The sequence below is a fragment of the Streptococcus infantis genome (assembly GCF_047463635.1).
Taxonomy (GTDB): Bacteria; Bacillota; Bacilli; order Lactobacillales; family Streptococcaceae; genus Streptococcus; species Streptococcus infantis_W.
Window position 1 is genome coordinate 1 of record NZ_JASHDL010000010.1, and the last position, 18,792, is coordinate 18,792.

The window sequence follows — 18,792 nt, forward strand, 5'->3', positions numbered from 1 at the left end:
CATATGATTCTTTCTAATGAGTTGTTTGATCGCTTTTCATTATAGGTCATATGGGACTTTTTTTCTACACAAAAATAGGCTCCATAATATCCATAGGGGATTTACCCACTACAAATATTATAGAGCCGAATAATCACTAAAATCACTTTTGTAGCTAAGTCTACAGGAGTGATTTTCTTTTTTTATCCGATGATAAATGTGTTATAATAGGTAGCAAAAGAGGTGAAGAAATGAATCAAACTGTAGAATATATCAAAGAACTAACTGCTATTGCGTCACCAACAGGTTTTACGCGTGAAATTACGAATTATTTAGTTGAGACGCTTGAAAAACTAGGTTATCAACCAATCCGTACTGCCAAAGGTGGTGTCAACGTTACTGTTAAAGGTAAAAATGACGAGCAACAGCGTTTTATAACTGCCCATGTGGATACCTTGGGAGCTATCGTTCGTGCTGTTAAACCAGATGGGCGTCTCAAAATGGATCGTATCGGTGGCTATCCTTGGAATATGATTGAAGGCGAAAACTGTACGGTTCATGTGGCTAGTACAGGTAAGACTATTTCAGGTACCATTTTGATCCACCAGACTTCTTGTCATGTATACAAGGACGCTGGAACTGCTGAACGCACGCAGGACAATATGGAAGTGCGTTTGGATGAAAAAGTGACCAATGAAAAAGAAACACGCGCACTTGGTATTGAGGTTGGTGACTTTATCAGCTTTGACCCACGAACTGTCGTAACTGAGACAGGCTTTATCAAATCGCGTCATTTGGATGATAAGGTCAGTGCAGCTATTCTCCTCAATCTCCTCAAAGTCTACAAAGAAGAAGGAGTTGAACTCCCTGTTACTACGCATTTTGCTTTTTCAGTCTTTGAAGAAGTGGGGCATGGTGCTAACTCAAGTATCCCAAGTCAAGTTGTCGAATATCTAGCGGTAGATATGGGAGCAATGGGAGATGATCAGCAGACGGATGAGTACACAGTGTCTATCTGTGTCAAAGATGCTTCAGGTCCTTATCACTACGAATTTCGTCAACATCTGGTTGCCTTGGCAAAAGAGCAGGATATTCCATTTAAACTCGATATTTATCCATTTTACGGTTCGGATGCTTCTGCAGCTATGTCAGCTGGAGCAGAAGTCAAACACGCTCTTCTCGGAGCTGGTATTGAGTCTAGTCACTCATACGAGCGGACTCATATTGATTCTGTAGTTGCTACTGAGCGTATGGTGGACGCTTACCTCAAGAGTGGATTGGTAGACTAAGATGTGCTTGATTTGCCAACGAATTGAATGGATTAAGGCAGGGGAAAATCCTTACTTTGTGAAGGAACTGGAAACAGGCTATGTTGTCATTGGAGATCACCAGTATTTTGAAGGCTATACTCTATTCCTAGCCAAGGAACATGTGACAGAATTGCATCATATGGAAGCTCCAGTTAAACTCCGCTTTTTAGAGGAAATGAGTTTAGTCCAAGAAGCAGTCGCCAAAGCCTTTTCTGCTCAAAAGATGAATGTAGAGTTGTTGGGAAACGGTGATGCACATGCCCACTGGCATATTTTTCCGAGACGAGAGGGTGATATGAAGGGACACGGTCTTAATGGTCGTGGTCCAGTTTGGTGGATTCCTTGGGAAGAAATGGTCGCTGAAGAATATCAGGTTAAGGGAAGCAAATTAGAAGGTTTGGTTGAAACCTTATCTGAAACTTTGGACCAAATGATAGAAATGAAAGGATAAACAATGAAAAAAAGATACCTTGTATTATCAGGATTGCTAGCCTTGACATTGGCAGCTTGTTCGCAAGAAAAGCCAGCGACTACAGAAACGCAGACTTCAACTGAAGAAAAAACCGTCCAAGAAGGAACTGTCGGTAGTAAATCTCAGGAAGCAAGCCAAAAAAAGGCAGAAGTAGTTAATAAGGGAGATTACTATAGCGTTCAAGGGAAGTACGATGAGATTGTTATCGCTAATAAGCATTATCCCTTGTCTAAGGACTATAATCCTGGAGAAAATCCTACAGCAAAGGCGGAGTTGTTGAAGCTTATTGCTGCTATGCAGGAAGCAGGTTTCCCAATCAGCGACCACTATAGTGGTTTCAGAAGTTATGAAACTCAAACTCAACTTTATCAGGACTATGTCAACCAAGACGGAAAGGCAGAGGCTGACCGCTATTCTGCTCGGCCTGGATATAGTGAACACCAAACTGGTCTTGCTTTCGACCTTATCGGCACAGATGGAGATTTAGTGACAGAAGAAAAAGCTGCCCAATGGCTCTTAGATCATGCTGCTGACTATGGTTTTGTCGTTCGCTATCTCAAAGGTAAGGAAAAAGAAACGGGCTATATGGCTGAAGAATGGCATCTTCGCTACGTCGGAAAAGAAGCCAAGGACATCGCTGCAAGTGGTCTCAGCTTGGAAGAGTATTACGGCTTTGAAGGTGGGGACTATGTTGATTAGTCGCAAAATATCTTGCAAGAATGCTTGAAATTTGATAAAATGAATAATAATTAAATAGGAATCTGCAAGACTAGTATCTCAGGGGAAGTATATCAGGGAGGAGAGCCGTGACTGAAAGCTCTCTATATGAAAGCTGGGTGAATTCACTTGCCTATGGATTCGGAAATAAAGGTCTGACTTGTCAGATAAAAACGGATGGTACCGCGTGTCAACGCTCCGAGTGTGGAGTTTTTGGCATGTGGTTTTCTTTTTATCTACGAGAGACTGATGGAGGAATTATGTCAACTATTGAAGAACAATTAAAAGCGCTTCGTGAAGAAACGCTAGCTAGCCTGAAGCAGATTACTGCTGAAAATAAAAAAGAAATGCAAGAATTGCGCGTCTCTGTCCTTGGTAAAAAAGGTTCTCTTACTGAAATCCTCAAAGGGATGAAGGATGTATCAGCAGAAATGCGCCCTGTTATCGGGAAACACGTCAATGAGGCTCGTGATGTCTTGACAGCTGCTTTTGAAGAAACAGCTAAGCTCTTGGAAGAAAAGAAGGTTGCAGCTCAACTAGCAAGTGAGAGCATTGATGTGACGCTTCCAGGGCGTCCAGTTGCGACTGGTCACCGTCACGTCCTCACACAAACCAGTGAAGAAATCGAAGATATCTTCATCGGGATGGGTTACCAAGTAGTAGATGGTTTTGAAGTTGAACAAGACTACTATAACTTTGAACGTATGAACCTTCCAAAGGATCACCCAGCTCGTGATATGCAGGACACTTTCTATATCACAGAAGAAATCTTGCTTCGTACTCACACGTCTCCAGTTCAGGCTCGTGCTATGGATGCCCATGATTTTTCAAAAGGTCCTTTGAAGATGATTTCACCGGGGCGTGTGTTCCGTCGTGATACGGACGATGCAACCCACAGTCACCAGTTCCACCAAATCGAAGGTTTGGTTGTTGGGAAAAACATCTCTATGGCTGACCTTCAAGGAACCCTCCAGTTGATTGTACAAAAAATGTTTGGTGAAGAGCGTCAAATCCGTTTGCGTCCATCTTACTTCCCGTTCACAGAGCCTTCTGTTGAGGTGGATGTTTCGTGCTTCAAATGTGGAGGAGACGGCTGTAATGTATGTAAGAAAACAGGTTGGATCGAGATTATGGGTGCCGGTATGGTTCACCCACGTGTCCTTGAGATGAGTGGTATCGATGCAACTGTCTACTCTGGTTTTGCCTTTGGTCTTGGACAAGAACGTGTAGCTATGCTCCGTTACGGAATCAACGATATCCGTGGATTCTACCAAGGCGATGTCCGCTTCTCAGAACAGTTTAAATAAGATTGAAACCTGAAACACAATCCTAAACAGTCGTTCTCGTTTTCACATACTCTAGAAATAGAAACGACTGACTCGAAGAAAAAGAAAGGAATTGAAAAGGTCTCACTTATTGAGATCTTATGCTCAGAATTATGTTAGTATCATACAAATGGTTAAAAGAATTGGTGGACATTGATGTACCATCACAAGAGTTGGCTGAAAAAATGTCAACTACAGGGATTGAAGTGGAAGGTGTGGAATCACCAGCTGCTGGTCTCTCAAAAATTGTCGTCGGAGAAGTCTTGTCTTGTGAAGATGTGCCAGAAACACACTTGCATGTCTGCCAAGTCAATGTAGGTGAAGAAGAAATCCGTCAAATCGTCTGTGGAGCACCAAATGTGCGTGCAGGCATCAAGGTCATGGTAGCTCTTCCAGGTGCACGTATTGCTGATAACTACAAGATCAAAAAAGGGAAAATCCGTGGCTTAGAGTCACTCGGAATGATCTGTTCACTTGGTGAGTTGGGCATTTCTGACTCAGTTGTACCAAAAGAATTCGCAGACGGGATCCAAATCTTGCCTCAAGATGCTGTTCCAGGGGATGAAGTCTTCTCATACCTAGACTTGGATGATGAAATCATCGAGCTTTCTATCACTCCAAACCGTGCAGATGCTCTTTCTATGCGTGGAGTGGCGTATGAAGTAGCCGCTATCTATGACAAGGCAGTCAACTTTAAAGAATTTACTCTTTCAGAAACTGACCAAGCTGCAGCAGATGCTCTTTCTGTGGGCATTGAGACAGACAAGGCGCCTTACTATGCAGCTCGTATCTTGGACAATGTGACTATCGCACCAAGTCCACAATGGTTGCAAAACCTCCTCATGAACGAGGGAATCCGTCCAATCAATAACGTAGTGGACGTGACCAACTACATCCTTCTCTACTTTGGTCAACCAATGCACGCCTTTGACTTGGATACCTTTGAAGGGAGTGACATCCGTGTACGTGAAGCACGTGCTGGTGAGAAATTAGTGACCTTGGATGGTGAAGAACGTGAGTTGGAAACAAATGACATAGTCATCACTGTAGCAGACAAGCCAGTAGCTCTTGCAGGTGTCATGGGTGGACAAGCTACAGAAATCTCTGAAAAGTCTACTCGTGTCGTTCTTGAAGTAGCTGTTTTCAATGGCAAATCTATCCGTAAGACAAGTGGTCGTCTCAATCTTCGCTCTGAGTCATCTTCTCGCTTTGAAAAAGGGATCAATGTGGCAACTGTTAACGAAGCCCTTGATGCAGCAGCAAGTATGATTGCTGAGCTTGCAGGTGCAACCGTGCGTAAGGGAATCGTTTCAGCAGGTCAGTTGGATACTTCAGATGTAGAAGTTTCTTCAACCCTTTCTGACGTCAATCGTGTCCTTGGTACTGAGCTTTCCTACGCGGATGTAGAGGATGTCTTCCGTCGTCTTGGCTTCGGTCTTTCTGGAAATGCAGAAAGCTTTACAGTCAGCGTCCCTCGTCGTCGTTGGGATATTACTATTGAAGCTGACCTCTTTGAAGAAATCGCTCGTATCTATGGCTATGATCGCTTGCCAACTAGTCTTCCAAAAGATGATGGAACAGCTGGTGAATTGACTGCGACACAAAAATTGCGCCGTCAAGTTCGTACCATTGCAGAAGGTGCTGGATTGACAGAAATTATCACCTACGCTCTGACAACTCCTGAAAAAGCAGTCGAGTTTACGATTCAGCCAAGTCATTTGACAGAATTGATGTGGCCAATGACTGTGGACCGTTCAGTTCTCCGTCAAAATATGGTTTCAGGTATTTTGGATACAGTTGCCTACAACGTAGCACGTAAGAATAAAAACTTGGCTCTTTATGAGATTGGAAAAGTTTTCGAGCAAATCGGTAATCCAAAAGAAGAATTGCCAAATGAAATCAATAGCTTTGCCTTTGCCTTGACTGGCTTAGTTGCTGAAAAAGACTTCCAAACAGCAGCTGTCCCAGTTGACTTCTTCTATGCCAAGGGAATTTTGGAAGCCCTCTTTGCTCGCTTGGGTCTTGAAGTGACTTATACAGCAACCTCTGAAATCGCTAGCCTTCACCCAGGACGTACAGCCTTGATTTCACTCGGTGATCAAGTAGTCGGTTTCCTCGGTCAAGTGCACCCTGTGACGGCTAAGGCTTACGATATTCCAGAGACTTATGTAGCTGAGCTTAACCTTTCAGCTATTGAAGAAGCCCTTCAACCAGCTAGCCCATTTGTGGAAATTACTAAGTTCCCAGCAGTGAGCCGTGATATCGCCCTTCTCCTCAAGGCAGAAGTCACTCATCAAGAAGTTGTAGATGCTATCCAGGCTGCAGGCGTGAAACGATTGACAGATATCAAACTCTTTGACGTCTTCTCAGGTGAAAAACTAGGACTTGGTATGAAATCAATGGCTTATAGCTTGACCTTCCAAAATCCAGAAGATAGCTTGACTGATGAAGAAGTCGCACGCTACATGGAAAAAATCCAAGCATCACTTGAAGAAAAAGTCAATGCAGAAGTGCGTTAAAGTATCAATCCATCCTTCGGGGTGGATTTTTGCTTTTCAAATAACAATTCAGGATCAAAAATAGACAGTTGAGGAACAGAGAAGATAAATTGGAGTTTACCAGTGTATAATGTACTCATAACTCAAAGTACCCTAAGATTTTTTACTAAAATGAGGATGATAAAATGGACAGAAATTATTGTAAAGGCTATCAAAAAGGAGTATAATGAGTGCAAGACATTTCGGAGGTGAAAGATGCTAGAAGTAAGAAGTCTAGAGAAAAGTTTTGGATCCAAGCAAGTTTTGTTTGGTATTGACTTTCAAGCGCGACCAGGTCGTATTTTGGGGCTAGTCGGGAAAAACGGTGCTGGGAAAACAACGATTTTCCACAGTATTTTGAAGTTTTTAGAATATCAGGGAGAAATCAGTCTAGATGGTCAGGATATTCGTCAAGAGACCTACGCTCGGATTGGCTATCTGCCTGAAGAACGCAGTCTCATGCCTAAATTGACAGTCCTTGAACAAGTTCGTTACTTGGCGACTCTAAAAGGAATGGATGCTAAGGAAATCAAAGAAAAACTCCCTCAATGGATGGAAAAACTGGAAGTCAAGGGGAAACTGACGGATAAGATTAAAAGTCTCTCAAAAGGAAATCAACAGAAGATTCAGTTGATTATCACTTTGATTCATGAACCAGATTTGATTATCCTAGATGAGCCTTTTAGTGGCTTGGATCCGGTTAATACCGAACTTCTTAAGCGGGTTATCTTGAAAGAAAAAGAACGCGGCGCGACTATTATCTTTTCTGACCATGTTATGACCAATGTCGAAGAGCTTTGTGATGATATCCTCATGATTCGAGATGGACGTGTGGTCTTGCATGGACCGGTTCAAGAAGTCCGCAATCAATACGGCAAAACACGACTTTTTGTTTCAAGTGAACGAAGCAAGGAAGAACTGGAGAGCCTTCCTCATGTCAAACAGGTTAGCTTGACCAAGCAAGGTAGCTGGAAGTTGATCTTGGATGATGAAAGTGCAGGTAGAGAGCTCTTCCCAATCTTGACTCAAGGTCAATATATCGCGACTTTTGATCAACAAGCTCCAACAATCGATGAAATCTTTAAATTAGAATCAGGGGTGGAAGTATGAGAAATATGTGGGTTGTAATCAAAGAAACCTATCTAAGACATGTCAAGTCGTGGAGTTTCTTCTTTATGGTGATTTCGCCTTTCCTCTTTTTAGGTCTATCGGGAGGAATTGGTGTTCTACAAGGTTCTTCCTTGGCTCAAAATAGTAAGGTAGCAGTAGTTAGTGCCGTTCCTCTTGTTACAGAAGAACTTAAATCGACCAATGGTCTTAACTTTGACTATAAGGATGAAGCAAGTGCCCAAGCCGCTATCAAGGATGAAAAAATAAAAGGCTATCTAACCATTGACCAGGAGAACAGTGTCCTCAAGGCAGTCTATCATGGTGAAACTTCACTAGAGAGTGGCATTAAGTTAGCAGTGACTGCTAAGTTGAATGAACTCCAATCCCAACTCAACCGTTCAGAAGCAAATTTGTCTCAGGAACAGGAAAAACGTCTAGCTCAAACTGTTGACTTTACGGAGAAGATTGACGAATCCAAAGAAAATAAAAAGATGGTTCAAACCATTGCGGCTGCAGGACTAGGTTTCTTCCTCTATATGATTTTGATTACTTATGCTAGTGTCACTGCTCAAGAGGTAGCTAGTGAAAAAGGAACTAAAATCATGGAAGTGGTCTTCTCAAGCATTCGTGCTAGCCATTATTTCTACGCCCGCATGATTGCCTTACTTCTTGTTATTTTGACTCATATTGGTATTTATGTTGTAGGTGGACTTGGAGCTATTTTCTTCTTTAAGGATATGCCTATCTTGGCTAATTCAGGTATTCTAAATCACTTGGGAGAAGCCTTTTCGATCAATACCTTGTTATTTGTCTTGGTTAGTCTCTTTATGTATGTGGTCTTGGCTGCCTTCTTAGGTTCTATGGTTTCGCGACCTGAAGACTCTGGTAAGGCCTTATCGCCTTTGATGCTTTTGATTATGGTAGGTTTCATTGGAGTAACTGTCTTAGGAACTTCTGGGGATAATTTAATCTTGAAAATCGGTTCTTACATCCCATTCGTTTCAACCTTCTTTATGCCATTCAGAGCTATCAATGGTTACGCAAATGGACTAGAGGCTTGGATTTCGCTTGCTATAACGGTGATTTTTGCAGTTACTGCAACAGCTTTTATCGGACGTATGTATGCTAGTTTGGTTCTTCAAACAGATGATTTGGGGATCTGGAAAACCTTTAAACGAGCTTTAAGTTATAAATAAAGTATCGGGCCTGTGAGTGTATCTCCCAGGTCTTTTATACTCTTCGAAAATCTCTTCAAACCACGTCAGCGTCCATCTGCAACCTCAAAACAGTGTTTTGAGCAGCCTGTGGCTAGCTTCCTAGTTTGCTCTTTGATTTTCATTGAGTATTAATTAGCTGAAATATTTCACATTTATTTCTCCTAAACCTTTGACTATTAGGCAAAATTATCGTACAATAAAGAGTACATGATAAAATGAGTTCAGAGTTTATCCACTCTGGCGTTAGTAGTAAAAAATGAGGAGAAACGCTTTGGAATTAGAAGTATTTGCTGGGCAAGAAAAAAGTGAACTATCTATGATTGAGGTGGCTCGTGCCATCTTGGAACTCCGTGGTCGTGATCACGAAATGCATTTTAGTGATTTAGTTAATGAAATCCAAAACTATCTCGGTACCTCTAATAGCGATATTCGTGAAGCTTTGCCTTTGTTCTATACAGAGTTGAACTTTGACGGAAGCTTTATCTCACTTGGAGATAACAAATGGGGGCTTCGTTCATGGTATGGAGTCGATGAAATCGATGAGGAAATCATTGCTCTTGAAGAAAGTGATGATGAAGAAGTAGCACCTAAGGCTAAGAAAAAACGTGTCAACGCCTTTATGGATGGTGATGCAGATGCTATTGATTACAGTGCAGATGATCCAGAAGATGAGGATGCATACGAAGAAGATCCAGCTCTTTCTTATGATGATGAAAATCCAGATGATGAGAAGAATGAAGTGGAAGCCTACGATGCTGAAATCAATGAAATCGCCCCAGATGATCTAGATGAAGAAGTCGATCTTAATGAAGAGGACGACGAAGACTCTGAAGAAGAGGAAGAATAAAAATAAAAAGGAGTTGGAGCTGGAATCGGTCTATCAAGTCTCGGTTTCCTAGATCCAGCCTCTTTTTTAGTTTTTAGTTTTAATGAGTTATGCAAGATAGAATGCCAAGTCAACGATTTGTTCTATTTGACAAATGCTTCATTTTGAGGTAATATATTGTTCGGGCACCTCTTTTAGAGGTCGGAGCTCCCTAGTTATTAGGGAGCTATTTTTGTTTTTCCAGGAAGCTTTTCTTCTTGGGGTGTAGTTATTGATGAAGGTCTTGTTTTCTCAATCCCCTGTTAGTGAACAAGACCTTGAGCATTTTAGAAAGAGGAATCTATGTCTACGAAATATATTTTTGTCACTGGTGGTGTGGTATCGTCTATTGGGAAAGGGATCGTTGCAGCGAGCCTTGGGCGTCTTTTGAAAAACCGTGGTTTGAAGGTGACCATTCAAAAATTTGACCCTTATATCAATATTGACCCCGGAACCATGAGCCCTTACCAGCACGGAGAAGTATTTGTAACAGATGATGGGGCTGAGACAGACTTGGACCTAGGTCACTATGAACGTTTTATTGATATCAACCTCAACAAATACTCAAACGTGACAACTGGTAAAATCTACAGCGAAGTTCTTCGTAAGGAACGCCGTGGAGAATACCTTGGAGCAACTGTGCAAGTTATTCCTCATATTACAGATGCTTTGAAAGAAAAAATCAAGCGTGCTGCCCTAACGACAGACTCTGATGTCATTATTACAGAGGTTGGTGGAACAGTCGGCGACATCGAGTCCCTTCCATTCTTAGAAGCTCTTCGTCAGATGAAGGCAGATGTGGGTGCAGATAATGTCATGTATATCCATACGACCTTGCTTCCTTACCTCAAGGCAGCTGGTGAAATGAAGACAAAACCAACTCAACACTCTGTCAAAGAATTGCGTGGTTTGGGAATCCAGCCTAATATGTTGGTCATCCGTACTGAAAAGCCAGCTGGACAAGGAATTAAAAATAAACTAGCCCAGTTCTGTGATGTGGCGCCCGAAGCAGTTATTGAGTCCTTGGATGTGGATCATCTTTACCAAATCCCACTTAATCTGCAGGCACAAGGCATGGATCAAATCGTCTGTGACCATTTGAAAATAGATGCACCTGCAGCAGATATGACAGAGTGGTCAGCTATGGTTGACAAGGTCATGAACCTCAAAAAACAAGTCAAGATTGCCCTTGCCGGTAAGTATGTTGAGTTGCAGGATGCCTACATCTCCGTTGTTGAAGCCTTAAAACACTCTGGTTATGCCAATGATGCAGAAGTCAAGATTGATTGGGTCAATGCTAACGATGTGACAGCTGACAATGTGGCAGAACTTCTATCTGACGCTGACGGAATCATCGTTCCAGGTGGTTTTGGCCAACGTGGAACAGAAGGTAAGATTGAAGCGATTCGCTATGCGCGTGAAAATGATGTACCAATGCTTGGAGTCTGCTTGGGTATGCAGTTGACCTGTATCGAGTTTGCCCGTAATGTCTTAGGTCTTGAAGGAGCTAATTCAGCAGAGCTAAATCCTGATACCAAATACCCTATCATCGATATCATGCGTGATCAGATTGATGTTGAGGACATGGGTGGTACCCTTCGTTTGGGACTTTATCCTTCTAAGTTAAAACGTGGTTCTAAGGCAGCGGCAGCTTATCATAACAAAGAGGTGGTGCAACGCCGTCACCGTCACCGCTATGAATTTAACAATGCCTTCCGTGAACAGTTTGAAGGAGCAGGTTTTGTCTTTTCAGGTGTTTCACCAGACAACCGCTTGGTCGAAATTGTGGAAATTCCAGAAAATAAATTCTTTGTGGCTTGTCAGTACCATCCAGAGCTTTCAAGTCGTCCAAACCGCCCAGAAGAACTCTACACTGCTTTTGTAACAGCAGCTGTCGAAAATAGTAAATAGTCATGATTAAACCTTTGAGAGTCATCTCAGAGGTTTTAATTTGTTTTCACTATCATGAAAATCTGGAAAAAGGACATTATTTTTGGTAAGATAAGGGTATGGATTTTGAAAAAATTGAACAAGCCTATACCTATTTACTAGAAAATGTCCAAATCATTCAAAATGATTTGACGACAAATTTTTACGATGCCTTGATTGAGCAAAATGGAATCTATCTGGATGGTCAGACAAATCTGGAAGATGTCAAGAAAAACAATCAAGCATTAAAACGATTGGCTCTTCGAAAAGAAGAGTGGTTACGAACCTACCAATTCTTGTTAATGAAGGCAGCGCAAACAGAACCTCTCCAAGCAAATCACCAGTTTACACCAGATGCCATTGGTCACTTGATGATTTTTCTGATAGAGCAACTGTGGCCTGCTGAGAATCTAAGTTTATTAGAGTTGGGGTCTGGGATGGGAATTCTAGGTGCTAGCTTCTTAACGTCCATGAACAAAAAGGTAGATTACCTTGGGATTGAGCTAGATGACCTCTTGATCGATCTGGCTGCAAGCATGGCAGAAGTTATGGATCTGCAAATGGGCTTTGTCCAAGGAGATGCAGTACGTCCACAAGTATTAAAAGAAAGTGATATTATTGTGAGCGACCTCCCAATTGGCTACTACCCAGACGATCAGATTGCTTCACGTTACCAAGTGGCAGCAAAGGATGAACATACTTACGCTCATCATCTATTTATGGAGCAATCTCTCAAGTATCTTAAGACGGGAGGCTATGCTATTTTTCTTGCTCCAACAGATCTTTTGACGAGTCCTCAGAGTGATTTCTTGAAATCCTGGCTGACTGATCAAGCTCAACTAGTCGCTATCATAGCTTTACCAGAGGAGCTATTCGCTCAAGGAGCCCAGTCTAAGACCATTTTTGTTTTGCAAAAGAAGGTGGGAGAAGGGACAGAGCCCTTTGTTTATCCACTTACTAGCCTTCGGGATCCTGAAATTTTGTTGGAATTTAAGGAAAATTTTCAAAATTGGTGTCAAGAACATGAAATCTAGTATAAATTTTGATATAATAGTTGAAAACGCTTAAAAAAGGGGAAACATTATGACAAAAACCATTGCAATTAACGCTGGAAGCTCTAGCTTGAAATGGCAACTCTATCAAATGCCAGAAGAAAAGGTGCTTGCAAAAGGGTTGATTGAGCGAATTGGATTGAAAGATTCTATTTCTACAGTTAAATTTGATGGTCGTTCAGAACAACAAGTCCTTGACATTGACAACCATACTTTGGCAGTTAAGATTTTGCTTGATGACTTGATTCGTTTTGATATTATTAAATCTTATGATGAAATTACTGGTGTTGGACACCGTGTCGTTGCAGGTGGAGAGTACTTCAAAGAGTCTACAGTCGTGGAAGGTGATGTAATTGAAAAAGTTGAAGAGTTAGGTCTTCTTGCTCCATTGCACAATCCTGCAAATGCTGCGGGTATTCGCGCCTTCAAAGAATTATTGCCAGATATTACGAGTGTCGTTGTTTTTGATACTTCCTTCCATACAACAATGCCAGAGAAAGCTTATCGCTATCCTCTACCAACAAAATATTACACAGAAAACAAGGTTCGTAAGTACGGAGCGCACGGTACAAGCCATCAGTACGTTGCTCAAGAAGCAGCAAAACTCTTGGGTCGTCCACTTGAAGAGTTGAAGTTAATCACTTGTCACATCGGTAATGGTGCTTCTATTACAGCTGTTAAGGGTGGGAAATCTGTTGATACCTCAATGGGATTCACTCCGCTTGGTGGTGTAATGATGGGAACTCGTACAGGGGATATTGACCCAGCCATCATTCCTTATTTAATGCAATATACAGAGGACTTTAACAAGCCTGAGGACATCAGTCGTATTCTCAATCGTGAGTCAGGATTGATGGGTGTTTCTGGTAAATCTAGTGACATGCGTGATGTAATTGCTGCTATGGATGCAGGAGATCATGATGCTACTTTGGCTTATGAAATGTATGTTGACCGTATCCAAAAACATATTGGTCAATACCTTGCAGTCCTAAATGGAGCAGATGCTATTATTTTCACAGCAGGTATCGGTGAAAATTCTACTAATGTACGTGAAGATGTTATTTCAGGGATTTCTTGGTTCGGTTGTGATGTAGATCCAGAGAAAAATGTCTTTGGTGCAACCGGAGATATTTCGACAGATGCAGCAAGTGTACGTGTACTGGTTATTCCAACAGATGAAGAACTCGTTATCGCACGTGACGTTGAACGTTTGAAAAAATAACAGATCAAAAAATCGACCTTCAATAATAAAGGTCGATTTTTTTGATCTAGGAAAACTACCATTTAGTCAGTGAAACTTCGCCACTATTGAGCCAAATCTTTTCACCGTTTGCTAATTCTATCTGCAGTTGGCCTTGGTCAGAGATGTCACAGGCTTTTCCTGTGATTATTTCTTGATCCTTCTTGAAAGAAATCTCTTTTCCTAAAACGATTGAGCGCTTTTTATAGAGATAGAGGAGTTCATCGGCTTCTGTTTCATAGAAACATTTCCAGATTTCAGCAATCAATTCATTGCGAGTAATGGGAGTATTTTGAGAAAATAAGCTTCCAGCTTTAGTTTGTAGATTCTTGGGAAATTCAGCGATAGAAAAGTTGATCCCGACCCCAATGATAACATCTGTAACGAGTCCAGTTTCGACGGAGGTAATGGCTTCGGTTAGAATGCCAGCAATTTTTTTCTGGTTCAGATAAATGTCATTGACCCACTTGATATCCACGTCGATTAAACTAAGGTTTTTGATAGCCTTGTAGATAGCTCCAGCTGTTAGAAGTGTATAGGCAGGAAGATTCTGATAAGGGAGATTGGGTTGTAGGTGAAGGGACATGTAAATCCCCCCCTTATCTGGAGAATAATAGGGACGTTGAAAACGACCGCGTCCCATGGTTTGACTAGTGGAAAGGTAGAGTTTATCCCCTTTGGCACCAGCTTCCATACCCTCTTTAGCATCGGTTTGGGTAGATTTAGTCGAGGGTTTAAACAGGACAGTAATGGGACTATTCGCTTCGATTTCCTGAGGTAAGATAAGATCACCGTCCAGAAGTTTATAGCCACGATTTTTGATACTGTCAATCTCCAGTCCCTCTTGCTGGAGACGTTGGATCGCCTTCCATACGGAAGTTCGAGATAGGTTTAATCTCTCAGCGATTTTTTCTCCGCTTAGATAATCAGTTTCAGTAGCTAGTATTTTATAGACTTCTTGGTAGGATTTCATGCTAGACCCTTTCTGGAATAATTAGATTTATTGTACCATATTTTTAAAAAAGGGATAGCGTTTTTTAGAGTAATCTTAGCTAACTATAAAATTTTACCCAGTTTTAGTTAGGATGATAGAGGCAAAGAGGTTTTCAAATCGCTTGAAAAATGGTAAAATGTTTTAATAGCTTATTTATCTGAATGTGATATTCAGAAGGAAAGGATCTGTTGTGAAATCAATAGGTGTCATTGAAAAGTTAAAAAGTTTATCGAAACAAGAAGGACTTCTTTTAGGAGTTATTCTGAGTATTTTTCTTCCTTTTTATCTTTTTGTTATTATTTTTATCTCTTACTTACTTTGGTTAGTATATACTGGGGAGATGAAGGGGATCTTGAAACGTTTGTCTCAACACCCTGTCTTGCTCTTTTTTATTGCTTATAGCACTGCAATTTCTCTTCTGGCACAAAATGTGATGGGAGTAGTTTCTTCGGTGGCCATGTTTCTGTTTGCCATCTTCTTTTACTATTATCAATCTCAATTGACTCCTAAATTTTTCAGGTTGACGATTGAAGGAATATTAGCTTTAAGTGTCTTTGCAGCAGCCTTTGCAGCCTTGGAACATTTCCAAATTGTAAAGAAATTTGATTATACCTTCCTCTCACCACGAATGCAGGTTTGGCATCAGAATCGAGCGGAGGTTGCCTTCTTTAATCCCAATTACTATGGAATTATCTGTTGTTTCTGTATCATGATTGGCTTTTACCTAATTAGCACAACGAAGTTAAGGTGGTTACGAATCTTTTCTATGATTGCCATCTTTGCTAATTTATTCGGTTTAAACTTTACGCAGAATCGCACAGCTTTTCCAGCCATTATCTTTGGAGCGATTATTTATCTCTTCACAACTATTAAGAACTGGCGTGCCTTTTGGCTTAGTGTTGGAGTTTTTGGGGTTGGTTTAGCTTTTCTATTTTCTAGTGATTTGGGTGTTCGAATGGGAACCTTAGATTCATCTATGGAAGAACGTGTTTCTATCTGGAATGCTGGGATGGCCTTGTTTAAGCAAAATCCATTCTGGGGTGAAGGACCGCTAACCTATATGCACTCTTTTCCTCGTATTGGAGCACCTTATCATGAACATGCTCATAGTATTTATATAGATACGATTTTGAGTTATGGAGTTGTTGGTACAGTTCTCTTGGGGATTGCTTCTTCCACTCCGGTACGAATGTTGATTGATATGAGTCAAGTACCTAGTAAGCGTCCTATCCTTGGACTTTACCTCTCTTTCTTGACAGTAGTAGCTGTGCACGGAATTTTTGATTTGGCTCTCTTTTGGATTCAATCTTCCTTTATTTTCCTTTTAGTGATGTGTAGTTTACCACTGAAACATAGTATGATTGATGAATTAGTTGATTAAGAAAAAGATAGTAGAAACTAACATTTTCTACTATCTTTCTTTTTTAATTCAATTATTGAATAGCTTGAACCAAGTCTTCAGCTTGTTGTTTTAGGGAAGAAGCAACACTGTCTTCAAGGACTAATTTGCCATCTACCCAAGCAGAATCATTGACACGAGCTGCAGTGAATTCACCTACAACTTGTGTACGGATGAATGGCAAGAGGTCTTTGTAGATTGCAAAGAGTTGTTCATGACCTGCATTTGCTACTGAAGACACAGTAACGATTTTATCTTGAAGAGCAGATGCTCCGCGTGTATCAGACAAGTCAATTGCGCGTGAAAGCCAGTCAAGCAAGTTTTTAACTGTTCCAGGAATTGAGAAGTTGTAGACTGGTGAGAAAATCCAGATAGCATCAGCAGCCAGAACAGCTTCACGAGCTGCTGCTACAGCTGGAAGAGTTGGAACTTCAAGTTCTTGGTTAAAAAGTGGGATTGCTGAGTAGTCAAGGTAGTTAACCTCAGCTTTACCTGCAAGAGCTTTTTCGGCTTCTAGCGCCATTTGGTGGTTGAAGGAACCTTCACGAAGTGAACCAACGATAAATAATACTTTTTTAGACATAGGGAGTCTCCTTTATATTTTAATCAGAGCTTTTTCTGTTGTTACAAACAATGTTACAACAAAACGAAATCATTTGCAAGAAATTTGCCCAGAAAATAAAAATCGATGATAGTCAAGATTATTTTTAGGAGTAGAGATTAGGAAAAGTCTGTGAAATCAATGATTCAAGCGTCATATATTCCTGTCATAAGAGAAGTTCCGAGCCAAATCCTCCTCCTTTATTCACTTGTAATTCACTTGGATAGATGGTAAAATAGACGAGTGAAAATGAGACAGAAAAAAGAAAAAAATTCCTTATTATTTCAGTACAGTATTGGCTTGACCCTGCTGGCTCTAGTTGTGACTTCTTCCTTTCTCTATTTGGTGTGGTTTAGCATGAAGCCTTATCAGACAGCAAAGGTAGAAGGGGAAAAGCTTGCCAAGCAGTATGCGAATCTGGAAACGGTCAGTCAGGTTGATTTCTTCAATGGTTTGGAAACTTATTATAGTGTTCTTGGCCAAGACAAGAATCAAAAACCAGTAGCTGTTTTAATTGAGAAAAATAGTCAAAAAATCTATGTGTATCAACTAGAAAGTGGCACTTCACAAGAAAAAGCAGAAGCAGTTGTTAGAGAAAAAGGAGCAACTGAAATTGATACGGTTACCTTTGGACGCTATGCTGAAAAGCCTGTTTGGGAAATCAAGTCTGGCGGAGACTATTATCTAGTAGATTTTGAAACTGGTGCCCTAATCGAAAAGGAGAAGCTATGAAATTATCTAAACGTGTCTTAGAAATGGAAGAAAGCGTCACTCTGGCTAGTGATGCAAGAGCAAAGAAGTTAAAGGCTGAAGGAAAAGATGTACTTTTCTTAACTTTAGGTCAGCCCGATTTTCATACTCCTGAAAATATTCAAGATGCCGCTGTTGCAGCCATTCGAGATGGACGTGCTTCTTTCTATACGGTAGCTTCAGGTTTGCCTGAGTTAAAAGCAGCGGTCAATACCTATTTTGAGCGTTATTATGGTTATTCCGTAGCGGCCAACGAAGTCACATTTGCTACCGGTGCTAAGTTCTCACTTTACACTTTCTTTATGGCTGTGGTTAATCCTGGAGATGAGGTTATCATTCCAACCCCTTACTGGGTCAGCTATGGTGACCAGGTTAAGATGGCCGAAGGTGTTCCAGTATTTGTCCAAGCCAAGGAAGACAATCACTTTAAAGTGACTGTTGAGCAATTAGAAGCAGCTCGTACAGTTAAGACCAAGGTCTTGGTTCTTAACTCACCATCTAATCCTACCGGTATGATTTATTCTCGTGAGGAACTCTTGGCTATCGGAAATTGGGCTGTTGAACATGACATTCTCATCCTAGCAGATGATATTTATGGTCGTTTGGTCTATAACGGGAATGAGTTTGTGCCAATCTCTAGTCTATCAGAAGCTATTCGCAAGCAAACCATTGTCATTAACGGTGTTTCAAAAGCCTATGCCATGACAGGTTGGCGAGTAGGTTATGCAGTTGGTGATCCAGAAATTATTGCTGCTATGAGCAAATTGACTGGTCAAACGACTTCTAACCTGACTGCGGTATCTCAATACGCAACAATCGAAGCGCTAACTGGTCCACAAGACTCTGTAGAAACTATGCGTCAGGCTTTTGAGGAACGTTTAAACACCATCTATCCACTCTTGTGTCAAGTCCCTGGCTTTGAAGTAGTCAAACCTCAAGGAGCTTTCTATCTCTTCCCAAATGTTAAAAAAGCTATGGAGATGAAAGGCTATACAGATGTAACAGCATTTACAACGGCTATTCTTGAGGAAGTTGGTCTGGCCTTGATTACGGGAGCAGGCTTTGGTGCGCCAGAGAATGTCCGTCTCAGCTATGCGACAGACTTGGAAACTCTTAAAGAAGCTATTCGTCGTTTGCATCTATTTATGGAAAAATAAAAATAAGATCTTCGTCGTCTTGACGGAGATTTTTTTGGATAAAACCTGAGATTTTTCTCTGATAGAATCTAGCTATCAGGCATTATTTGTGGTACAATAGTGGGTAATAATGTCTTTAGACAAGTTAAACAAAAAAAG

The 18,792-nt window shown here is 41.1% G+C and carries 16 protein-coding genes; 14 read left to right on the forward strand and 2 right to left on the reverse strand.

The window, feature by feature from the left end; genetic code table 11:
- The first annotated feature begins 230 nt into the window (after positions 1-230).
- From QM867_RS06790 to QM867_RS06840, 11 genes are all read left to right on the forward strand, one after another.
- Positions 231-1,268 carry a M42 family metallopeptidase gene (locus QM867_RS06790; RefSeq protein ID WP_414315401.1) on the forward strand — a complete coding sequence of 346 codons (1,038 nt, stop codon included), beginning with the start codon at positions 231-233 and terminating at the stop codon, positions 1,266-1,268.
- Position 1,269: 1 nt separating this feature from the next.
- Complete coding sequence (locus tag QM867_RS06795; RefSeq protein WP_414315402.1) at positions 1,270-1,740, forward strand: HIT family protein; 471 nt, start codon at positions 1,270-1,272, stop codon at positions 1,738-1,740.
- 3 nt (positions 1,741-1,743) lie between these two features.
- A complete protein-coding gene (gene ldcB, locus QM867_RS06800; RefSeq protein WP_414315403.1) occupies positions 1,744-2,460 on the forward strand; it encodes an LD-carboxypeptidase LdcB/DacB in 717 nt (238 codons plus the stop codon).
- Positions 2,461-2,738: 278 nt separating this feature from the next.
- On the forward strand, positions 2,739-3,785 hold the full coding sequence (gene pheS, locus QM867_RS06805) for a phenylalanine--tRNA ligase subunit alpha (RefSeq protein WP_414315404.1): 1,047 nt from the start codon (positions 2,739-2,741) through the stop codon (positions 3,783-3,785).
- 131 nt (positions 3,786-3,916) lie between these two features.
- Positions 3,917-6,322, forward strand: a complete 2,406-nt coding sequence (gene pheT, locus QM867_RS06810) for a phenylalanine--tRNA ligase subunit beta (RefSeq protein ID WP_414315433.1) — start codon at positions 3,917-3,919, stop codon at positions 6,320-6,322.
- A gap of 234 nt (positions 6,323-6,556) precedes the next feature.
- Positions 6,557-7,450, forward strand: a complete 894-nt coding sequence (locus tag QM867_RS06815) for an ABC transporter ATP-binding protein (RefSeq protein WP_414315405.1) — start codon at positions 6,557-6,559, stop codon at positions 7,448-7,450.
- On the forward strand, positions 7,447-8,646 hold the full coding sequence (locus QM867_RS06820; protein ID WP_414315406.1) for an ABC transporter permease: 1,200 nt from the start codon (positions 7,447-7,449) through the stop codon (positions 8,644-8,646). The genes QM867_RS06815 and QM867_RS06820 overlap by 4 nt, the downstream gene beginning before the upstream one ends.
- 292 nt (positions 8,647-8,938) lie before the next feature.
- The gene (gene rpoE, locus QM867_RS06825; protein WP_000418422.1) at positions 8,939-9,514 is read left to right on the forward strand and encodes a DNA-directed RNA polymerase subunit delta; all 576 of its coding nucleotides are present in this window, start codon (positions 8,939-8,941) and stop codon (positions 9,512-9,514) included.
- 321 nt (positions 9,515-9,835) lie between these two features.
- On the forward strand, positions 9,836-11,443 hold the full coding sequence (locus tag QM867_RS06830; RefSeq protein ID WP_281334723.1) for a CTP synthase: 1,608 nt from the start codon (positions 9,836-9,838) through the stop codon (positions 11,441-11,443).
- Positions 11,444-11,541: 98 nt separating this feature from the next.
- Positions 11,542-12,495, forward strand: a complete 954-nt coding sequence (locus QM867_RS06835; protein WP_248035703.1) for a class I SAM-dependent methyltransferase — start codon at positions 11,542-11,544, stop codon at positions 12,493-12,495.
- A 49-nt stretch (positions 12,496-12,544) separates the two neighbouring features.
- Positions 12,545-13,735, forward strand: a complete 1,191-nt coding sequence (locus QM867_RS06840) for an acetate kinase (RefSeq protein WP_045763559.1) — start codon at positions 12,545-12,547, stop codon at positions 13,733-13,735.
- A 55-nt stretch (positions 13,736-13,790) separates the two neighbouring features.
- Here QM867_RS06840 and birA read toward each other — a convergent pair whose 3' ends face one another.
- Positions 13,791-14,726, reverse strand: coding sequence for a bifunctional biotin--[acetyl-CoA-carboxylase] ligase/biotin operon repressor BirA (birA, locus tag QM867_RS06845; protein ID WP_414315407.1), 936 nt, complete (start codon positions 14,724-14,726; stop codon positions 13,791-13,793).
- A 211-nt stretch (positions 14,727-14,937) separates the two neighbouring features.
- Between birA and QM867_RS06850 the strand changes: the two genes are divergently transcribed.
- On the forward strand, positions 14,938-16,128 hold the full coding sequence (locus QM867_RS06850; RefSeq protein ID WP_315639487.1) for an O-antigen ligase: 1,191 nt from the start codon (positions 14,938-14,940) through the stop codon (positions 16,126-16,128).
- Between the two features lie 52 nt (positions 16,129-16,180).
- On the opposite strand, the gene QM867_RS06855 is transcribed toward QM867_RS06850, so the two are convergent.
- Positions 16,181-16,729, reverse strand: a complete 549-nt coding sequence (locus QM867_RS06855) for an NADPH-dependent FMN reductase (RefSeq protein WP_414315408.1) — start codon at positions 16,727-16,729, stop codon at positions 16,181-16,183.
- A gap of 261 nt (positions 16,730-16,990) precedes the next feature.
- Between QM867_RS06855 and QM867_RS06860 the strand changes: the two genes are divergently transcribed.
- Together QM867_RS06860 and QM867_RS06865 are read left to right on the forward strand one after the other, a co-directional pair.
- Positions 16,991-17,479 carry a DUF5590 domain-containing protein gene (locus tag QM867_RS06860; protein WP_414315409.1) on the forward strand — a complete coding sequence of 163 codons (489 nt, stop codon included), beginning with the start codon at positions 16,991-16,993 and terminating at the stop codon, positions 17,477-17,479.
- Positions 17,476-18,654 carry a pyridoxal phosphate-dependent aminotransferase gene (locus tag QM867_RS06865; protein ID WP_414315410.1) on the forward strand — a complete coding sequence of 393 codons (1,179 nt, stop codon included), beginning with the start codon at positions 17,476-17,478 and terminating at the stop codon, positions 18,652-18,654. Before QM867_RS06860 ends, QM867_RS06865 begins: the two co-directional genes overlap by 4 nt.
- Positions 18,655-18,792 lie beyond the last annotated feature (138 nt).

Coding starts and splice junctions, on each gene's coding strand:
- QM867_RS06790 (WP_414315401.1), top strand. CDS start 231: ATGAATCAAACTGTAGAATATATCAAAGAACTAACTGCTATTGCGTCA.
- QM867_RS06795 (WP_414315402.1), top strand. CDS start 1,270: ATGTGCTTGATTTGCCAACGAATTGAATGGATTAAGGCAGGGGAAAAT.
- ldcB (WP_414315403.1), top strand. CDS start 1,744: ATGAAAAAAAGATACCTTGTATTATCAGGATTGCTAGCCTTGACATTG.
- pheS (WP_414315404.1), top strand. CDS start 2,739: ATGTCAACTATTGAAGAACAATTAAAAGCGCTTCGTGAAGAAACGCTA.
- pheT (WP_414315433.1), top strand. CDS start 3,917: ATGTTAGTATCATACAAATGGTTAAAAGAATTGGTGGACATTGATGTA.
- QM867_RS06815 (WP_414315405.1), top strand. CDS start 6,557: ATGCTAGAAGTAAGAAGTCTAGAGAAAAGTTTTGGATCCAAGCAAGTT.
- QM867_RS06820 (WP_414315406.1), top strand. CDS start 7,447: ATGAGAAATATGTGGGTTGTAATCAAAGAAACCTATCTAAGACATGTC.
- QM867_RS06830 (WP_281334723.1), top strand. CDS start 9,836: ATGTCTACGAAATATATTTTTGTCACTGGTGGTGTGGTATCGTCTATT.
- QM867_RS06835 (WP_248035703.1), top strand. CDS start 11,542: ATGGATTTTGAAAAAATTGAACAAGCCTATACCTATTTACTAGAAAAT.
- QM867_RS06840 (WP_045763559.1), top strand. CDS start 12,545: ATGACAAAAACCATTGCAATTAACGCTGGAAGCTCTAGCTTGAAATGG.
- birA (WP_414315407.1), bottom strand. CDS start 14,726: ATGAAATCCTACCAAGAAGTCTATAAAATACTAGCTACTGAAACTGAT.
- QM867_RS06855 (WP_414315408.1), bottom strand. CDS start 16,729: ATGTCTAAAAAAGTATTATTTATCGTTGGTTCACTTCGTGAAGGTTCC.
- QM867_RS06865 (WP_414315410.1), top strand. CDS start 17,476: ATGAAATTATCTAAACGTGTCTTAGAAATGGAAGAAAGCGTCACTCTG.